Here is a 17,937-nt window from a genome sequence, read left to right on the forward strand (position 1 = left end):
GCTTTTGCGTTTCGCCCGCGACGTATAGTCGGCCGTTTGCCTCCCGGGAATCCGACCCATGAACGACACCATCAGCCTCAGTGGCCGCGTCCTCTATCTGTCCGACGATCCCGCCGTGATGAAGGCGCAGCTCGCCGGCGCGAACCTGGCGCGCGAGCAGGCCGGCCCGCTGCGCGACAACGTCTCGACCGACGAGATCACGCCGGTCACCGTGATGCTCTGCTACGACGAGCGGCTCGGCCGCTACCCGTATGTCGGCTTTCGCTCGGGCGGCGAGCTGCCGGTCAAGGAGCACGACATCCTGCGCGGCGGCTTCCAGGTCTGCGTGGCCGGCAAGCGCTACGGCAAGGGTTCGTCGCGCGAGTCGAGCCCGCTCGCCGAACTGTCGGCCGGCATCCGGCTGGTGGTGGCCGAGAGCTTCGAGCGCATCTACCAGCAGAATTGCGACAACATCGGCCTGCTGACCACCACCGATTTCTCGGTGCTCGACCGCCTGATGGCCGGCGAGACGATCCACATCGAGGAATTCCTGCGCGGGCGCGACGCGCTCACGCAGGACGTGATCCGCAGCGGCGGCCTGCTGGCCTACAGCAAGTCGCTGACGTGGCCCATGCCGGGCAGCCGCGCGCGCGCCGACGCGGCCGTGCCGAAGACGCTGGTCGAGAAGATCATCGAGCGCCGCCTGCATCCCGGCACCGGCGAGGCGGCGCGCGGTGACGGCGTGTTCCTCGCGGCCGACTGGCGCTTCAGCCACGACTACTTCACCGGCATGAGCGCGCACCTGATGCACCGCGCGTTCGGCAAGCCGGCGCCGCTGTTCGAGCCGGACACGATCGTCGCGTTCCAGGACCACCTGGTGCTGGCCGGACAGAGCATCCCGCACGTGCGTGACGGCCTGCTGCCCGGCGTGGCGAACCTGCAGGACGCGCACGCGAAGTTCGCGCGCGACTACCCGGTGCGCACCCATGGCGAGCTGGGGGACCGCCCCGGCTCCGAGGGCATCTGCCACGCGCTGATGGCCGAGCGCTACGCGCTGCCGGGGCAGGTGGTGGTGGGCACCGATTCGCATACGGCGCACTCCGGCGCGCTCGGCTGCCTCGCGTTCGGCGCCGGCGCGACCGAGATCGCCAACAGCTGGGTGACGGGCTACGTGCGCTGCAAGATTCCGGAGACGCTGCGCGTCGAGATCGACGGCGAGCTGCGTCCGGGCGTGACCGCCAAGGACGTGGTGCTGGCGCTGCTGAAGACCGACGCCATCCGCGCCGGCGGCGCGATCGGCCTGGTGTTCGAGTACGGCGGGCCGGCGGTGCGCGCGATGTCGATCGACGAGCGCGCCACGCTGACCAACATGGTGGCCGAACTCGGCGGCTTCACCGGCATCGTCGAGCCCGACGCGCGCACGGTGGCGTTCCTGAAGGAGCGGCGCGGCATCGACTTCGCGCTCGAAGCATGGATGCGCAGCGATGCCGACGCGGCCTACCGGCACGTGATCCGCCTCGACGGCGCGGCCATCGAGCCGATGCTCGCGCGGCCCGGCGACCCCGGCAACGGCGTGGCGGTGGCCGCGCTCGACGACGCCGTGCGGATCGACATCGCCTACGGCGGCTCCTGCACGGCCGGCAAGCGCGAGGATTTCGACTTCTATCACGAGGTGCTGCGCTGGGGCGCGGAGCAGGGCCTGAGCGTGCCGTCTGGCACGCGATTGTTCCTGCAGTTCGGCACGCTCGACGTGCGCAGCTACTGCGAGTCGCGCGGCTACCTGGACGTGTTCGAGCGCGTCGGCGCGACGCTGGTGATGCCGGGCTGCGGGGCCTGCGCGAACTGCGGCCCGGGGCAGTCGGCGTCGGCCGGCGAGGTGACGATCAGCGCGATCAACCGCAATTTCCCGGGCCGCTCGGGGCCGGGCGCAGTCTGGCTCGCGAGTCCCTACACGGTGGCGGCCAGCGCGCTGGCCGGGCGGATCGCGACCTTCGAGCAACTGCAGGCGATGCATGCCGCTTGAGCGCGGCGGGGCGAGGCGGCGGCGGGACAGCCGCCGATGCCCCGCTTGCGGCGGGCGTCAGGCGGTGGTGGACGAGCCGTTCGAGCGCCGCGCCGGCGCGCCGCCCAGCACCGCGTTGCTGACCGCGCTGGCGAGCAGCAGCACGCAGGTCATCAGGAACACGTAGCGCATGCCCACGTGGCCGCCGACGAAGCCGCCCGCGACCGGCCCGAGCACCTGCCCCGAATACTGCGCCGAGGTGGAGTAGCCGAGCACGCGGCCCACCGAGCCGTCCTGCACGTTGTGGCGGATGATCGAGGTCAGGCACGGCAGCAGCCCGCCCAGCGACAGGCCCATCAGGAACCGCAGCGCGATCAGCTGCCACGCGTGCGTGACGAACGCCTGCGGGATCAGCAGCAGCCCCGACACTGCCAGGCAGGCGATTACCACCTTCATCGCGCCGATCCGGTCGGCGATCCTGCCCAGCCGCGAGGCCGAGGTGATGCTGCCCAGCGCCGCCGCCGACATCGCGAGGCCGGCGTAGAACGTCACGTTGCCGGCGTCGCCGAGCAGCTGCTGCATGTAGACCGTGATAATCGGCTCGATCGACATGTTGGCGAACATCAGCAGCATCGCGGTGGCGAGCATGGTCAGCACCAGCCCGCGGGTGCCCGCGCTCAGTGCCGCGCCGCTGCCGGCGCCGCTCTTGCGGCGCGCCGCCATCGCGTCGCGGTCCTCGCGGATCAGCGTGGCGGTGGCGATGAAGTTGAGCAGGATGAAGCCGCTCGCGAGGAAGAACGTCATGCGGATCCCGACGTACTGCGGCAGGATCCCGCCCAGCAGCGGCCCCAGCAGGTTGCCCGCCATGATCCCCGACGACAGCATCCCGAGCGCCCAGGCCGAGCGTTCCTTCGGCGTCTGCGCGGCGACGATCACATACGAGCCTGACGTGTAGCCGCCGGCGAGCCCGACCAGCAGGCGCAGCGCGACGAGCTGCCAGATGTTCTGCGACAGCCCGATCAGCGACATCGCCACCACCATGCCGAAGCTGGCCCGCACCAGGTTCAGCTTGCAGCCGTAGCGGTCGGCCAGCCGCCCCCAGACCGGCGCGACCAGCGCCGCCGAGAGGAAGGTCGCGCCGTAGGCGATGCCGGACCACTGCACGATGGCCGCGTGGCCGTGTACGCCGAGCTGCTCGACGTAGAGCGGCAGGAACGGCAGCAGCAGCGTCATGGCGACGATGTTGATGAACGAACCGCAGAAACAGACGGCGAGATTGCGCTGCCACGCGGCGTTCGACACGCCGGGAGCCGGGGAGGAGGTAGTCATGGGCGGTGCGGTTGGGCGCTCAGACGGTCGCGACGGGCGTCACCGGGGACGCGACCGCGCCCGTCAGCCGCAACGGCGGGGCGGTGAGCAGGAAGCGGCTTCGCGCATTGTCTCTCAACCAGCGCGCGAGCGGGGTGAGATACCAGAGTTCGCCGAGGTGGATGCCGAGCTTGAACAGGCACAGCTCGTGCAGCGGCAGCGTCGGGTAGTGCGGCTCGTCGAGCTTGCCGGCCGGGTAGGCCTCGACCGCGTGGTTGTCGGCGGCGATCGCGGCGATCTGCGCCTCGTCGATCCAGCGCAGCAGCGCCTCGTCGCGCCCGTCCAGCTCGGCGCAGGCATGCTCGAGCCGCTCGACGTCGGGGTCGCCGTTCATCTCGACCAGCATCTGCGCGAAGCCGGTGTGGAACAGCACGATGTCGCCGGGCTCGACCACGATCCGGTCGCGATCCATCACCTGCATCAGGTCCTGATAGCCGACGCGGCGCCGTTCGCGGCCGAAATGGGCCTCGAGGTCGATCAGCACGCCGCGGCCCTGCACGCCGGTGGCCGCCATGTGCTCGATGCCGAGCGCGCGGGTCGGGGCCGGCGGCAGCACGCCGTGCGCGTCGGGCTCGCGCACCAGCGGGCCGAACATGTCGCGCTCGGCTGCGTAGCCGTTGTAGAAACAGCTGCGGCGGTTGCCGTCGCCGTCGAGGTCGTAGAGGCTGCCGACCTGGGACAGCGCATCCCATTGCGTCGAGTACTGGGTGTCGAGCGTCACGCGGTGGTCGCACAGCACGTCGGTCAGGTAGGGCGCATCGTCCTGGCGCAGTTCGTAGCCGATGTTCGACCGGTTGTTGCGCAGCACCGGCAGCAGCGTCGGCGGCCGGCGGCGCGGGTTCCACTTGCTGCCGCCGGGCAGGTCGAGCGGCAGGCTCAGGCAGAACGACTTGCCCTCGCGCACCTCGGCCGCGCCCTCGCGCACCTTCTGCGGCGTGAGCAGATTGAGCCTTCCGAGCTGGTCGTCAGCCCCGAAGTCCCCCCAGTTCGATCCTTCCGGACGCTTCTTGAATCTTGTCGACACTCGCTCGTCTCCCATCGCTCTGTCGAGGTTGCGCCGGCACGGGTCGCCCCGCGCCGGCCTGGTGGCTCAGTGGTTCGAAGTGGGGTCCGGTTCCGGCGGCAGCACCGCATAGCGCTGGAAGCCCGGGCGCTCGGCAATGCGCGCGTACCACTGCTTGAAGTTCGGCAGCGCCGGCAGGTTGTCGAGCTCGAACGTCTCGGTGGTCTGCGCCAGCACGCCCAGCGCGATGTCGGCGATGGTGAATTCGTCGCCCGTGATGTACTTCCTGCCCGCCAGGTATTCGTCGGCGATGCCCCAGTTCTTGATCAGCCGCGTGCTCTGGATGCGCACCGCGTTCATGTCGCGTTTTTCCGGCGCGGTGCGGATCAGCGACGTGAACAGCGGAACGATGTCCGGCCACAGCGCGCCCATCGACCAGTCGAGCCAGCGGTTCACGTCGGCGTGCAGCTTCGCGTCGTTGACCGGGTAGAACGTGGCCGGGCCGTAGGTCATCGCGAGGTAGCGCATGATCGAGTTCGATTCCCACAGCACGTAGCCGTCGTCGACCAGCGTGGGCACCAGTCCGTTGCGGTTCATCTTCAGATACTCTTCCTCGTTCGTGCGGCCATATTGGCGTCCGGCATCGATCCGATCGAATTTCAGCTCCAGATCCTCCAGACACCAGAGCACCTTCTTCACGCACAAACCGCGTTCTCGACCCCAAACAGTAAGCATGACAACCTCTCTCGAATGAACTGCACGGAAATGGAAATGCGACGCCGGCCCAAGGTGGCGTAAGTCATGCGGCGCAAGTAATGCGGTATAAATCGGGCGACGTAAATCGGGTCAGGACTGCTTCAGCGATTCGCGATATTCGGGAACCTGCAGGCCCGCCATTCCCCAATTGTCGACATGGATTTCATCAATCACGACGGTGGTGGATTTCGGATTTTTGCCGAGGGTTTTCTGCAGCAATTCAGTGACGCCCGCGATCAGTTGTTTCTTTTGTTCGCGCGTGACCCCTTCGTCGGTGATTTTGATATTGACGTAAGGCATGGTGTTCTCCTGAAAGACGGAATCAATAGGATGGTTCGGCAGGACGGTTCAACAGGTCGGTTCGAGACTGGCCAGGCTTTGCGTGAAGCGCGCCATGGCGGGCGCGAGTCGCGTGCTGTCCTGCGCGAAGCAGATCCGGATGAAGCCCTCGCCGGCGGGGCCGAACGCACCGCCGGGCGCCACCGCGATGCGTTGCTCGCGCACCAGCCGCATCGCGAATTCGCCGCTGTCGGCGAGCCCCTCGATCTGCGCGAACGCGTAGAACGCCGCTGCCGGCGGCCGGTAGCGCACCCCGGCCAGGCCCGCGAACGCGGCGTCCACCACGGCGCGGCCGCGCGCGCAGTAGTCGCGGAAATGCCGGACGAAGGCCTCGTCGGCCAGCGCGGCGATGGCCGCGCGCTGGGTGAACGGCGCCACCCCCGAGTGGGTGATCTCGATCAGCTCGCCGATCTCGTCGCGCAGCCCTTCGGGCACCACCAGCCAGCCCACCCGAAAGCCCGTCATCGCCCAGGCCTTGCTGAAGCTGTTGCAGACGATCACGCGGTCCTCGGGTTCGGCGTGGTCGAGGATCGACGGCGCCGCCTCGCGGCCGTCGAACACGAGCCGCGAATAGACGTCGTCCGAGACGATCCAGACGCCGTGGCGGCGGCACATCGCCAGGATCGTCGCCAGCTCGGCGTCGCTCGCGCACCAGCCGGTGGGGTTGTTCGGCGAGTTCAGGAACAGCAGCCGCGCGCCGGCGAGCGCGGCCTCGAGCGCGTCGAGGTCGAGCCGGAAGCCGTCGTCGCCGTAGCCCAGCGCAAACTCGTGCACGATGGCGCCGCGGGTGCGCGCGAGGCTGGTCGGATTCGGCCACGACGGCGATACCACCACCACGCGATCGCCCTCGCGCAGCAGCGCCGAGAACGCCACGGTCAGCGCGGCCATCCCCGAGGCCGTCACCGCGACGCGCGATTCGCTCACCGGACGCTGGTGCAGGCCGGTCAGGTAGGTGGCCAGCGCCGCGCGCAGCGGGGGCAGGCCGCGGATATCGGGATAGCGCGTCTCGCCGCGGTCGAGCGCCAGCTTCAGCGCGGCGGTCGCGCCTTCGGGGGCCGCGTGGTCGCTCTCGCCGAAGCAGAGGAAATCGACGTCGCCGAGCCGGAACGCCTCGCGTGCCACGCGCACCAGCGGCGAGGCCGCGCCGACCCGCACGATGTCGCCGGGCTGGCCGGCCGGTGCCGTGCCGTGCGCGGGATGAAGGTCGAGGTGAAGATCGATCGACATCGCGGGGCTCAGGCGACCAGCGATTCCGGGCATGCCTTCGCGTCGCGCGAGACGAGCGTGGCCTGCAGCTTGTCGAGGTAGCGCGCCGACGAATTGAGGCGGATCAGCGCGCCGAGCGCGATCTCGCGCGCCACGCGCGGGTCGCGGTCGACCATCGGCCGGATCACGTCGTCGAACCAGGCGCGGCCGTGGACGGCGTCGATCCGGATGTGCAGGTCGTGATAGGCGATGCCGTCCTCGGGCAGGCCCAGCCGACGCCAGCCGGCCACCAGGTCCTTGAAGCGGCGCGGCGCCAGGTACTCGGTCACGCCGAAGTAGCCGATCGCCTTGTAGTGGTGGCGCGGGCTCAGCACCAGGCAGGCGGACAGGTTGCCCGAGACGCGCGAGTCGGGCAGCAGCGTGCTCCTGACGTAGTCGGCGTCGATGCCGAGCGCGTCGAGCGTCTTGCTGAACAGGTGGGTATGCACGCCGGCCTCGTCGCCGCAGCCCATCTCGTCGTAGTAGTTCTTCGCGATCTCCATCTTCTCGGTGCCGCTGGTGCCGACCTGCATCAGCGCGAGGATGTCGTCGAAACGCGGGTCGAGCGTGGTCTCCTGGGCGAGGAACACCTTCATGCTCTCGACGTCGGCGGCGTCGCGCAGGTATTCGCGGTAGAACGCGTGGACCCCGGCCGGATGGTCGGACATGGTGCGCTTGAGCCATTCGACGAACGCGGCGCCCTCGGTGGGCATGGCCCAGAAGATGTCCTCGTCGATCTGGTTGATCTCGGCGTCGAGCATCGCCGCTTCCAGCAGGCTCGCGACGTCGGCGAACACCGGCGAGACGTCGATGTCGGCGGTGCTGACGTCGGGCACCGAGAAGCGGTAGTCGTAGACGGTGGACAGCACGCGGTGCAGATATTCCTGGCGGCCGGCCGTGTCGCAGCGCGCGTCGAGCGCGAGGCGCCGCGAGGCGTCCACCACGCGCTGGCGCAGCGGCAGGTCGAGCACGTAGGCCGCGGTATGGCCCTGTTCGCACCAGCGCGGCGCCGCCGCATTTCCCAGCGTATGGGGCTTGGCGAAATCCTCGATGAAGGACAGCAGGCAAATCGGGTCGTCAGTCATGTTACCGCGCTCCATTCTGTGATCTGGGAAAATACGTCGGATAATCGCCGTCGCTCAAAATAAAATCATTATGAGGCTGGCATTTTTTAGGTAATTTCCATTGCCGAATTAGTGCCTGGCCGGCGTAATGCTTTATGAATTTTGGTCACAAGTTAATTACTGGAAAAGAAAATATCCAGTCGCAATTTTTCAAGGCGGGTTGCTATCTCGCGAACGAGGCCGGCAATGGCGAGAGGCCGGTCTTTTTGTGATTGGCGGCTGTTGCGGCGGCAATTCCGGAAATGAAGCGACGTGATACCCTGCCTCTCCATCCGGGTCGTGCCTGGCCCTTGCGGCGCAATTTCTTTTTGTCATGACGCAGCTGCTGAAAAAATTCGATCTCACGTCGTTGCGCCTGTTCGTGGCGGTCTGCCAGGAACGCAGCATCGCGCGGGCCGCCGAGCGCGAATGCATCACGCCGTCGGCCGTGAGCCGGCGCATCGCGGAAATCGAGGCGCTGATCGGGCTGCCGGTGGTGGTCCGCGAGTCGCGCGGGATCTCGGTGACCGCGGTCGGCGAGACCGTGATGCGCCACGCGGAAGCGGTGATCGCGAACCTGGAGGGGATGGAGGCCGAACTGTCCCGCTATGCGACGGGCGCCAAGGGCAGCGTGCGGATCGTGGCCAACCTCTCGGCGGTGGTGCAGTTCCTGCCCGAGGACATCTCCTCGTTCAAGCGCGTGTTTCCCGAGGTCGACATCGAGATCGACGAGCAGACCAGCATCAACGTGCTGCGCAGCGTGCGCGAGGGCGACGTCGACTTCGGTATCTGCAACGCGACTTCGCCCGCCGAGGGGCTCGATCTGCGCGCCTATCGCAGCGACCGGCTGGTGCTGATGATCCCGGCCGGCCACCGGCTCGGCAACGCGCTGACGGTGCGGCTCGAGGATGTCGTCGGCGAGCATTTCGTCGGCCTGCGCAGCGACGCGTCGCTGATGAAGCTGCTGGCCGAACAGGCGCGGAAGCTCGACGCGAAGCTCGACGTCAAGATCCGCGTCGGCAGCCTCGACGCGCTGTGCCGGATGGTGCATGTCCGGCTCGGCGTCGCGGTGGTGCCGCAGCAGATCGGCGAGCTCTACATCAACACGCTGAACGTGAAGCTGGTGCCGATCGCGGAGGACTGGGCCGTGCGCACGCTGATGATCGCGTGCCGCAACCTCGAACATCTCGCGGCGCCGGCCGCGGCGCTGGTCAATTTCCTGACGGACAAGCATTGAGCCGCCAGCGTTCTCGAAACGAGAAAGCTGGCATCACGACTTGGCATGCGCGGCCCGATTCACGCGCACTATCATCGTCCGACCTGGACTCGAACCGGTTGGATCATGCCGCAGACGCTCTACGACAAGCTTTGGGACACGCACGCGATCGCCACCGAGCAGGACGGCACGACGCTGCTCTACATCGATCGCCATCTCATCAACGAAGTGTCGAGCCCGCAGGCGTTCGAGGCGATGCGGCTGGCCGGCCGCACGCCGTGGCGCAGCCGCGCGAATTTCGCGGTGGCCGATCACAACGTGCCGACCACCGATCGCCGCGGCGGCCGGATCGCCGACCCGATCTCGCGGCTGCAGGTCGCGACGCTCGACGACAACGCCAGGACCTACGGCTTCCAGTTCTTCGGCATGCTCGACCCGCGCCAGGGCATCGAGCACGTGATCGGGCCGGAGCAGGGCATCACGCTGCCGGGCATGACGCTCGTGTGCGGCGACTCGCATACCTCGACGCACGGCGCGTTCGCCTGCCTCGCGCACGGCATCGGCACCTCCGAAGTCGAGCACGTGCTGATCACGCAGACGCTGCTGACGAAAAAAATGAAATCGATGCTGGTCAAGGTCGACGGCGAACTGCCCGCGGGCTCCACGCCGAAGGACGTGATCCTGGCCGTGATCGGCCGGATCGGCACGGCGGGCGGCACCGGCTACGCGATCGAATACGCGGGCTCGACGATCCGCGCGATGTCGATGGAGGGCCGCATGACGATCTGCAACATGACCATCGAGGCCGGCGCGCGCGCCGGCATGGTCGCGTTCGACGACACCACGCTCGACTACGTGCGCAGCCGTCCGCTCGCGCCGCAGGGCGAGCAGTGGGAGCAGGCCGTCGCCTATTGGCGCACGCTGCGGTCGGACCCCGACGCGTCGTTCGACGCGGTGGTCGAGATCGACGCGGCCGCCATCCGGCCGCACGTGAGCTGGGGCACCTCGCCGGAAATGGTGGTGGCGGTGGACGAGCGCGTGCCCGATCCGCTCGGCGAGCCGGACCCGGTGCGGCGCGACAGCATGGAGAAGGCGCTCGCCTACATGGGGCTTGCCGCCGGCACGCCGATCACCGAGATCGCGATCGACAAGGTGTTCATCGGCTCCTGCACGAACTCGCGCATCGAGGATCTGCGCGCGGCCGCCGCCGTGGTGCAGGGCAGGCGGCTCGCCGCCAACGTCACGCTGGCGATGGTGGTGCCGGGCTCGGGGCTCGTGAAGGTGCAGGCCGAACGCGAGGGGCTCGACCGGATCTTCATCGATGCCGGTTTCGAGTGGCGCGAGCCGGGCTGCTCGATGTGCATGGCGATGAACGATGACCGGCTCAAGCCGGGCGAGCGCTGCGCCTCGACCTCGAACCGCAATTTCGAGGGCCGCCAGGGGCCGGGCGGGCGCACCCATCTGGTCAGCCCGGCGATGGCCGCCGCCGCCGCGATCGCGGGGCGCTTCGTCGACATCCGCGCGATCTAGCGCGACGCGGGCCCGAGGCCGGCCCGCGCGTTGGACCTTACAAGCACAGGACACCCTCCCCATGACTCCGTTCGTCCGCCACGAAGGCATCGTCGTTCCGCTCGACCGGGCCAACGTCGACACCGATGCGATCATCCCGAAGCAGTTCCTCAAGTCGATCCGGCGCACCGGCTTCGGCGAGAACCTGTTCGACGAGTGGCGCTACCTGGACCACGGCGAGCCGGGCCAGGACTGCTCGACGCGTCCGCTCAACCCCGACTTCGTCCTGAACCGGGCCGACCTGCGCGGCGCCTCGGTGCTGCTCACGCGCGCGAACTTCGGCTGCGGCTCGTCGCGCGAGCACGCGCCCTGGGCGCTCGACCAGTACGGCTTTCGCGTGATCATCGCGGCGAGCTTCGCCGACATCTTCTTCCACAACTGCTTCAAGAACGGCCTGCTGCCGATCGTGCTCGACCCCCGCCAGATCGATGCGCTGTTCGACGCCGCCCGGCAGCAGGGCGTGCTGCGCCTGCACGTCGATCTCGAACAGCAGCGCGTTCGCACGCCGGACCATGCGCTCGCTTACCCCTTCGAGATCGATCCGTTCCGCAAGTACTGTCTCGTCAACGGTTTCGACGACGTCGCGCTCACCCTGCGCCGCGCCGACGAGATCGGCGAGTTCCAGGCACGCCACCTGGCCCGGTATCCGTGGCTGTCGAACGTGCTGTGAGCCCGGAAGTGCAATGACGGTATCCTCCGCGCGCCACGAGCGCGCGGACCCTGCCGACCAACAAGAACGGTACAAGGAGATAGCGGAGATGCAGCTCAAAACCCTTTTGAAGCATCTGGACCTGACGACTCTTCAACTGCTGTTGTCGATCCACCAGCACGGCACGCTCACTCAGGCCGCCCGCCAGGAGGCGATCGCGGTTTCCGCGGCGAGCAAACGTTTGAATGAGCTCGAACGGGCGCTCGGCGAGCGGATCTTCGTGCGCGAGCGCACCGGCATGACGCTCACGCTGGTCGGTGAAATCCTGCTGCTGCATGCCCGCGAGATGATCTCGAGCGCCCAGCGCATCAACACCGAACTGAGCGAGCGCGGGCTGTGCGCGCAGAAGGCGGTGCGCGTCGCCGCGAACCTGGCCGCGATCGTCCAGTTCTTCCCCGACGACCTGAGTCGCTTCATGGAGCTGCATCCGGGCATTCCGATCAAGCTGAACGAGGTGCCCAGCAGCGGCGTGCTGCGGGCGGTCAGCGACGGCGACGCCGACCTCGGGATCTGCACCAATCCCGACGGCGTGGACGACGGCCTGCAACTGCACGAATACCGCCGCGACCGGCTGGTGCTGGTGGTGCGCGGCGATCACGCGTTCGCGCAGCGCGCGCGGCTGTCGTTTGCCGACACGCTGGAAGCCGACTACATCGGCCTGCAGGGCGAGTGCTGGGTCGGCCGCCAGAGCCAGCGCGCCGCCGAGGCGGCCGGCGCCATGCTGAAGCTGCGCGTGCAGGTGTCCGGCTTCGACGCGCTGTGCCGGATCGTGCATGCCGGGGTGGGCGTGGGGCTGGTGCCCTACGAGGTGTTCCGGGCCATCGGCCAGCCGCTCGGGCTGGTCGCCGTCGAGCTCGACGACGCCTGGGCGGTGCTCCAGCTGCACATCGGCGTGCCGCGCAACCGGCCGATGGCGGTGGAGACGGTGATGCTGCTGGAGCATCTGCGCCGCACCGCGCGCGGTGTCCATCCGGGCGCGTTCGACATGGCGCTGAGCCGGCCGCCGTTCGCCGCGCGGATGCCGCGTCAGGCCGAAGCGATGCTGGGGGCGCTGGCGTGACGGTGTCGTCCGCTGCCCAGCAGGCCCTGATCCGGGCGGCGCTGACGGCCGTCTGCGCCGGCGCCGTGGTGCCGCTCGCGCACGCGGCCGGCGCCGGGAGCCAGGAGGTCTGCTACGGCGTCGCCGCCGCCGGCCACAACGACTGCGCCGACACCACCTGCTTCCATCTGTGTTCGGGGCTCTCGCAGCACGACCGCGATCCGACCGAGTGGACCATGGTGCCGAAGGGCACTTGCACGCAGCTCGGCGGCAAGGTGGCGGCGGCGCCGCTCGCCTGCACGCCCGCCGCGTCGCCGGCCGCTCATGACGCCGACGCGCCGGCCGGCGAGGCGCTCTACGCGCACGGCGACGCGGCCCGCGCGATTCCCGCGTGCGCGGCATGCCACGGGCCGGCCGGCGATTCGACGACGCCCGCCTACCCGAGGCTCGGCGGCCAGTACGCCGACTACCTCGATACCCAGCTGCGCGCGTTCCGCGGCGGCGCGCGCAGCAACCGGGTCATGATGACCGCGGCGCGCGCGCTGACGGATGCCGACATCGCCAACCTGTCGCTGTACCTGGCCGCGCAGGTGCCCGCGATCGGCCGGGACGGTGCCGGAGCCGGCGGCGGCACGGCGCGTGCCGCGAGCGCCGGCAAGCCGTTCCAGGACTGCCGCGATTGCCCCGAAGTCGTGCCGCTACCGCCGGGCCGCTTCGTGATGGGCTCGCCACCCGCCGAGCCGGGGCGCTTTCGCAACGAACGCCAGCATGTGGTCGATATCGGCACCGCGTTCGCGATCGGCCGCTTCGACGTGACCTTCGCCGAATGGGACGCCTGCGTGCGCGACCACGGCTGCCGCGGATACCGCCCGGCCGACGACGGGCACGGGCGCGACACGCTGCCGGTCGTCAACGTCGAATGGGAGGACGTGCAGGCCTATCTGGCGTGGCTGACGCAGAAGACGGGGGCGCGCTACCGGCTGCCGAGCGAGGCCGAATGGGAGTACGCGGCGCGCGGCGGGACCGCCACCGCGCGCTGGTGGGGAGACGGGATGGCCCGCGAGAACGCCAACTACGGCCCCGATACCTGCGTGCAGCAGACCAATTGCGGCGGCTTCGCGGCGGGCGCCGACAAGTGGGTGACCGGCTCGCCCGTCGGCAGCTTCCCGCCGAATCCGTTCGGCCTCTACGACATGCTCGGCAACGTCTGGCAGTGGACCGCCGACTGCTGGCATGACGACTACGCGGGCGCCCCGGCCGACGGCAGCGCCTGGGACGCCGCCAGTTGCGGGCGGCGCGCGATCCGCGGCGGCTCGTGGTCGAACGTGCCGGCGTTCGTTCGCGCGGCGAGCCGTGCGGCCGTGCCGTCGACGGTGCGGCGCGGGTATCTCGGGTTCCGGGTCGTGCGCGAGCTGCCCGCGCAGGGCGCGGGCGCGCTCGCGCCCTGCGCCGTGACGCGCGGTTCGGTGGGAGCGTTGCAACAAGGGATCGTGACGCGGCGCAGCGAGGCCGGGCGCGAGCGAGTGGCTCGCCCGGGCCGGCCCCCGGAGGCGGCCCGTCAACCGCGATCGTGAAGCGGGCCGCGCCGAACTGACTCGGCCGGCGGTGTGACGGTGATGCTTGAAGTCGTGCGTGAAATGGCGTGTGAAGTCACGCCCGATGCCGGCATGCCCCGGCGGCGGCAGGCAGGCCCGCGCGGCCCGCCGCGGCTGGCGGCGCCGGCGGCATGACGGCCGGCCCGGCGCCGCGCGCCGCGTTCAGAAGTCGCCGTCGAGGCCGTCCTGCACCTGCTCGGCCGCGCGCAGCACCGCGCGCGCCTTGTTCTCCGTCTCCTGCCATTCCGACTCGGGCACCGAGTCGGCCACCACGCCGGCGGCCGCCTGCACGTAGAGGTTGCCGTTGTGGATCAGGCCGGTGCGGATCGCGATCGCGAGGTCCATCTCGCCCGAGAACGACAGGTAGCCGACCGCGCCGCCGTAGAGCCCGCGCTTGACCGGTTCGAGCTCGTCGATCAGTTCCATCGCCCGCACCTTCGGCGCGCCCGACAACGTGCCGGCCGGGAACGTCGCGCGCAGCACGTCGTAGTTCGTCATGCCGGGCTTGAGCGTGCCCTCGACCGAGCTGACGATGTGCTGCACGTGCGAGTACTTCTCGATCACCATCCGGTCGGTGACGGCCACCGAGCCGGTGGTCGCGATGCGGCCTACGTCGTTGCGCGCGAGGTCGATCAGCATCACGTGCTCGGCGATCTCCTTCGGATCGTTGAGCAGCTCGGTGGCGAGCGCCGCGTCGCGTTCCGGCGTGTTGCCGCGCGGCCGCGTGCCGGCCAGCGGGCGGATCGTGACGATCTGGTCGTCGCCGCGCTTCTCCTGGCGCACCAGGATCTCGGGCGAGGCGCCCACCACGTGGAATTCGCCGAAGTTGTAGTAGTACATGTACGGCGACGGATTCAGCGATCGCAGCGCGCGGTACAGCGACAGCGGATTGTCGCGATACGGCTTGGTGAGGCGCTGGCCGACCTGCACCTGCATCAGCTCGCCGGCCGCGATGTATTCCTTGGCCTGACGCACGGCGGCCAGGTAGTCGTCCTTCCTGAACTCGCGGAACGTCTCGGTGCGCACGCTCGCCGACGTGACGGGCGGCTGCACCGTCGCGTGCAGCCGCTGCTTCAGTTCGCGCAGCCGCTGCTTCGCCTTCGCGTAGGCTTCCGGCCGGGCCGGATCGGCGTAGATGATCAGGTAGAGCTTGCCGGCGAGGTTGTCGATCACGGCGACTTCCTCGGTCAGCAGCAGCTGGATGTCCGGCAGGTTCAGGTCGTCGGGCGGCGTCGTGTCGGCGAGCTTCTTCTCGATGTAGCGCACCGCGTCGTAGCCGAAGTAGCCGGCCAGGCCGCCACAGAAGCGCGGCAGGCCGGGGCGCTGGGCCACCTTGAAGCGCGCCTGGAAGGCTTCGATGAACGCGAACGGGTCGCCTTCGTGGGTCTCCACCACCTGGCCGTCGGTGACGATCTCCGAGACGCCGTTGCGGGTGCGCACCAGCGTGCGGGCCGGCAGCCCGATGAACGAATAGCGGCCGAAGCGCTCGCCGCCCACCACCGATTCGAGCAGGAACGAATTGGCGCCGCCGCGCTCGGGCTGCGCGAGCTTCAGGTACAGCGAGAGCGGGGTTTCGAGGTCGGCCAGCGCCTCCGCGATCAGCGGGATGCGGTTGTAGCCGGCGTTCGCGAGCGATTGGAATTCGAGTTCAGTCATGTTCCGGTCCTGTCTGGACGAGCGGCAAAACGTGCCGGGAGAATCGCGGGCGCTGCGCGGCGGGCCGGAGGGCGGGGTGGTCGGGAGCCTGACCGGCTGGCGCTCCGCTCACGCGATCGGCCGGCACGCGCGGTCGCTGGCCGGACGCGAAGGCGTGCGGCGTGGCGGTGCGGGACGACGAATCGGTGGACGGGGCGCGTGACACGCGCAGCAAACGAAAAACGGATGCCGGAGCCGAACTCCGGCGAACCTCGACGAGGTCAGCGCGACCAGCGACGCCAGGGCCAGGCTCCCCGGTCGATGCTGCTCAGACTCCGTTTTTTGTTCAGAAACATGCGGTGGAAGATAAATCAGAGGGTTGGCGTGGACGCGTTGTGCGCGGTAATGACCTGCGCCGCGACCAGCAGCGAATCGACTATACCATCCGAATTTATCGTTTGTATAGCGTTGCCGTGGTTGTAGCCGTAGGGCACCGTCAGCGTCGCGAGGCCCGCCGCACGGCCCGCGATCGCGTCGTTTTCCGAGTCGCCGATCGCCACCGCCAGCGCCGGTTCCACGCCGAGCCGCTCGCAGGCGGTGAGCATCGGCAGCGGGTCCGGCTTTTTGCGCGGCAGGCTGTCGCCGCCGAGCACCACGCCGAAATAGCCGTCCAGCGCGTACTGCGCGAGCAGTTCGGTGGCGAAGCGCAGCGGCTTGTTGGTCACGCAGGCGAGCTTGAGGCCCGCCTCGCGCATCGCGCGCAGGCCGGCCTCGACGTCGGGGTAGAGCTGTGTGTGGCGGCCGTTGATCTTCGCGTATTCGGTCTGGTAGATCGCCAGCGCGTCGTCGAAGCGCGCCTGCGCCTCGGCCTCGGGAAAGCGCGGCTTCAGCACCTGCGCGATCAGGTTCTCGGAACCCTTGCCGACGTAGTGGATGACCTCGTCGCGTGCCGTGGCGGGCGCGCCCAGCTGCGCGAGCATGGCGTTCAGGCCGGCCGTGAAGTCGTCGGCGGTGTCGATCATGGTGCCGTCCAGATCGATCAGCGCGGCCGCGAGCCTCGGCGCGGCGAAGCGGATCGTCGTCATCGCCTCAGCCCTTCGCGACGCCGGCGAGCGACGCGCGCATCTCGTCGATCACGGCCTGGTAGTCGGGCTTGCCGAAGATCGCGGAGCCGGCCACGAAGGTGTCCGCGCCCGCCGCGGCGATCTCGGCGATGTTGTCGACCTTCACGCCGCCATCCACCTCGAGATGGATCTCGCGGCCGGTGCGCTCGCGGTAGGCATCGATCTTCGCGCGCGCCTCGCGGATCTTGCGCAGCGCCTCGGGAATGAACGACTGGCCGCCGAAGCCCGGGTTCACCGACATGATCAGCACCAGGTCGAGGCGGTCCATCACGTGGTCGAGATAGTTGAGCGGCGTGGCCGGGTTGAACACGAGGCCGGCCTTGCAGCCGTGGTCCCTGATCAGGCTCAGCGTGCGGTCGATGTGGTCCGAGCCTTCCGGATGGAAGCTGATCACGTTGGCACCCGCCTTCGCGAAGTCCGGCACGATCCGGTCGACCGGACGCACCATCAGGTGGACGTCGATCGGCACCTGCACGTGCGGCCGGATCGCTTCGCAGACGAGCGGCCCGATCGTCAGGTTCGGGACGTAATGGTTGTCCATCACGTCGAAGTGGATCCAGTCGGCGCCGGCGGCGACGACGTTGCGGACTTCTTCGCCGAGCCGCGCGAAATCGGCCGACAGAATGCTGGGAGCGATGCGGAATTGCGTCATGACGGTATCGGGGGACCTGCGTTTATGCAAAGCCGACATTCTACCGCCGCGGGCGGCGGCCGCTCCCGCGCGGTTGCGGGCGCAGGCGGCATCAAGCAGAATGCCGACCAGAGCGGGCCGCCAGGCGGGCCGTGCGGCGCCCCGCCGGGCGCCGGTCGACCTTCGAAGCGGGAACCCCCATGAGCCAGTACGAATTCAACGTGTCCGTGAAAACGGCCTATCTGCCGGAACAATCCGACCCGGAACGCCGTCAATATGCATTCGCCTACACGCTGACGATTCGCAATACCGGCCAGGTGACGGCGCAGCTGATCGCGCGGCACTGGGTGATCACCGACAGCGAACAGAAGGTGCAGGAAGTGAAGGGACTCGGCGTGGTCGGCCATCAGCCGCTCCTGAAGCCGGGCGAGCAATTCGAATACACGAGCTGGGCGGTGATCGCGACGCCGGTGGGCACCATGCGCGGCGCCTACTTCTGCGTGGCCGAGGACGGCGAGCGCTTCGACGCGCCGGTCGCCGAATTCGCGCTGCACATGCCGCGCACGCTGCACTGAGCGGCGCGGGACTCAGCGTCCCTTGCGCGAATCGTCGGCCTGCCGGCGC

The 17,937-nt window shown here is 69.0% G+C and carries 16 protein-coding genes; 7 read left to right on the forward strand and 9 right to left on the reverse strand.

Features of this window, described 5'->3' with window-relative positions:
* The first annotated feature begins 58 nt into the window (after positions 1-58).
* Positions 59-2,002 carry an aconitase family protein gene (locus tag BpN12_RS16685; RefSeq protein WP_246796617.1) on the forward strand — a complete coding sequence of 648 codons (1,944 nt, stop codon included), beginning with the start codon at positions 59-61 and terminating at the stop codon, positions 2,000-2,002.
* A 57-nt stretch (positions 2,003-2,059) separates the two neighbouring features.
* On the opposite strand, the gene BpN12_RS16690 is transcribed toward BpN12_RS16685, so the two are convergent.
* The 6 genes from BpN12_RS16690 to BpN12_RS16715 form a co-directional block, all read right to left on the reverse strand.
* Positions 2,060-3,310: an MFS transporter gene (locus BpN12_RS16690; protein WP_246796618.1), complete on the reverse strand. Its 1,251-nt coding sequence runs from the start codon at positions 3,308-3,310 to the stop codon at positions 2,060-2,062.
* A 19-nt stretch (positions 3,311-3,329) separates the two neighbouring features.
* A complete protein-coding gene (locus BpN12_RS16695; RefSeq protein ID WP_425306348.1) occupies positions 3,330-4,388 on the reverse strand; it encodes a cyclase family protein in 1,059 nt (352 codons plus the stop codon).
* A gap of 51 nt (positions 4,389-4,439) precedes the next feature.
* Positions 4,440-5,051 carry a glutathione S-transferase family protein gene (locus BpN12_RS16700; protein WP_246796620.1) on the reverse strand — a complete coding sequence of 204 codons (612 nt, stop codon included), beginning with the start codon at positions 5,049-5,051 and terminating at the stop codon, positions 4,440-4,442.
* 147 nt (positions 5,052-5,198) lie between these two features.
* A complete protein-coding gene (locus tag BpN12_RS16705; protein ID WP_042623749.1) occupies positions 5,199-5,408 on the reverse strand; it encodes a 2-hydroxymuconate tautomerase family protein in 210 nt (69 codons plus the stop codon).
* Positions 5,409-5,456: 48 nt separating this feature from the next.
* A complete protein-coding gene (locus BpN12_RS16710; protein WP_246796621.1) occupies positions 5,457-6,674 on the reverse strand; it encodes a pyridoxal phosphate-dependent aminotransferase in 1,218 nt (405 codons plus the stop codon).
* 8 nt (positions 6,675-6,682) lie between these two features.
* Entirely contained in the window at positions 6,683-7,777 is a 1,095-nt protein-coding gene (locus BpN12_RS16715; protein WP_158336029.1) for an iron-containing redox enzyme family protein, read from the reverse strand.
* 352 nt (positions 7,778-8,129) lie between these two features.
* On the opposite strand from BpN12_RS16715, the gene BpN12_RS16720 reads away from it, so the two are divergent.
* The 5 genes from BpN12_RS16720 (at position 8,130) to bufA1 (ending at position 13,902) form a co-directional block, all read left to right on the forward strand.
* Positions 8,130-9,032 (forward strand): LysR family transcriptional regulator, encoded by a 903-nt coding sequence (locus BpN12_RS16720; RefSeq protein ID WP_246796622.1) that lies wholly within the window; start codon positions 8,130-8,132, stop codon positions 9,030-9,032.
* 105 nt (positions 9,033-9,137) lie between these two features.
* Complete coding sequence (gene leuC / locus BpN12_RS16725) at positions 9,138-10,541, forward strand: 3-isopropylmalate dehydratase large subunit (RefSeq protein WP_246796623.1); 1,404 nt, start codon at positions 9,138-9,140, stop codon at positions 10,539-10,541.
* A gap of 61 nt (positions 10,542-10,602) precedes the next feature.
* Positions 10,603-11,250, forward strand: coding sequence for a 3-isopropylmalate dehydratase small subunit (leuD, locus tag BpN12_RS16730; RefSeq protein WP_246796624.1), 648 nt, complete (start codon positions 10,603-10,605; stop codon positions 11,248-11,250).
* A gap of 88 nt (positions 11,251-11,338) precedes the next feature.
* Entirely contained in the window at positions 11,339-12,349 is a 1,011-nt protein-coding gene (locus BpN12_RS16735; protein ID WP_246796625.1) for a LysR family transcriptional regulator, read from the forward strand.
* Positions 12,350-12,351: 2 nt separating this feature from the next.
* Positions 12,352-13,902: a BufA1 family periplasmic bufferin-type metallophore gene (bufA1, locus tag BpN12_RS16740; protein ID WP_246796626.1), complete on the forward strand. Its 1,551-nt coding sequence runs from the start codon at positions 12,352-12,354 to the stop codon at positions 13,900-13,902.
* Positions 13,903-14,085: 183 nt separating this feature from the next.
* Here bufA1 and trpE read toward each other — a convergent pair whose 3' ends face one another.
* The 3 genes from trpE to rpe all read right to left on the reverse strand — a co-directional run bounded on the left by trpE (position 14,086) and on the right by rpe (position 17,334).
* A complete protein-coding gene (gene trpE / locus BpN12_RS16745) occupies positions 14,086-15,579 on the reverse strand; it encodes an anthranilate synthase component I (protein WP_246796627.1) in 1,494 nt (497 codons plus the stop codon).
* Between the two features lie 350 nt (positions 15,580-15,929).
* A complete protein-coding gene (locus tag BpN12_RS16750; protein ID WP_246796628.1) occupies positions 15,930-16,643 on the reverse strand; it encodes a phosphoglycolate phosphatase in 714 nt (237 codons plus the stop codon).
* Between the two features lie 4 nt (positions 16,644-16,647).
* On the reverse strand, positions 16,648-17,334 hold the full coding sequence (gene rpe / locus BpN12_RS16755) for a ribulose-phosphate 3-epimerase (RefSeq protein ID WP_246796629.1): 687 nt from the start codon (positions 17,332-17,334) through the stop codon (positions 16,648-16,650).
* Between the two features lie 179 nt (positions 17,335-17,513).
* Here rpe and apaG point away from each other — a divergent pair, with 179 nt between their 5' ends.
* Complete coding sequence (apaG, locus tag BpN12_RS16760) at positions 17,514-17,888, forward strand: Co2+/Mg2+ efflux protein ApaG (RefSeq protein ID WP_246796630.1); 375 nt, start codon at positions 17,514-17,516, stop codon at positions 17,886-17,888.
* The last annotated feature ends 49 nt before the right edge of the window (positions 17,889-17,937 follow it).

This window comes from Burkholderia perseverans (assembly GCF_022870505.1).
Taxonomy (GTDB): Bacteria; Pseudomonadota; Gammaproteobacteria; order Burkholderiales; family Burkholderiaceae; genus Burkholderia; species Burkholderia plantarii.

Coding starts and splice junctions, on each gene's coding strand:
- BpN12_RS16685 (WP_246796617.1), top strand. CDS start 59: ATGAACGACACCATCAGCCTCAGTGGCCGCGTCCTCTATCTGTCCGAC.
- BpN12_RS16690 (WP_246796618.1), bottom strand. CDS start 3,310: ATGACTACCTCCTCCCCGGCTCCCGGCGTGTCGAACGCCGCGTGGCAG.
- BpN12_RS16695 (WP_425306348.1), bottom strand. CDS start 4,388: ATGGGAGACGAGCGAGTGTCGACAAGATTCAAGAAGCGTCCGGAAGGA.
- BpN12_RS16705 (WP_042623749.1), bottom strand. CDS start 5,408: ATGCCTTACGTCAATATCAAAATCACCGACGAAGGGGTCACGCGCGAA.
- BpN12_RS16710 (WP_246796621.1), bottom strand. CDS start 6,674: ATGTCGATCGATCTTCACCTCGACCTTCATCCCGCGCACGGCACGGCA.
- BpN12_RS16715 (WP_158336029.1), bottom strand. CDS start 7,777: ATGACTGACGACCCGATTTGCCTGCTGTCCTTCATCGAGGATTTCGCC.
- BpN12_RS16720 (WP_246796622.1), top strand. CDS start 8,130: ATGACGCAGCTGCTGAAAAAATTCGATCTCACGTCGTTGCGCCTGTTC.
- leuC (WP_246796623.1), top strand. CDS start 9,138: ATGCCGCAGACGCTCTACGACAAGCTTTGGGACACGCACGCGATCGCC.
- leuD (WP_246796624.1), top strand. CDS start 10,603: ATGACTCCGTTCGTCCGCCACGAAGGCATCGTCGTTCCGCTCGACCGG.
- BpN12_RS16735 (WP_246796625.1), top strand. CDS start 11,339: ATGCAGCTCAAAACCCTTTTGAAGCATCTGGACCTGACGACTCTTCAA.
- trpE (WP_246796627.1), bottom strand. CDS start 15,579: ATGACTGAACTCGAATTCCAATCGCTCGCGAACGCCGGCTACAACCGC.
- BpN12_RS16750 (WP_246796628.1), bottom strand. CDS start 16,643: ATGACGACGATCCGCTTCGCCGCGCCGAGGCTCGCGGCCGCGCTGATC.
- rpe (WP_246796629.1), bottom strand. CDS start 17,334: ATGACGCAATTCCGCATCGCTCCCAGCATTCTGTCGGCCGATTTCGCG.
- apaG (WP_246796630.1), top strand. CDS start 17,514: ATGAGCCAGTACGAATTCAACGTGTCCGTGAAAACGGCCTATCTGCCG.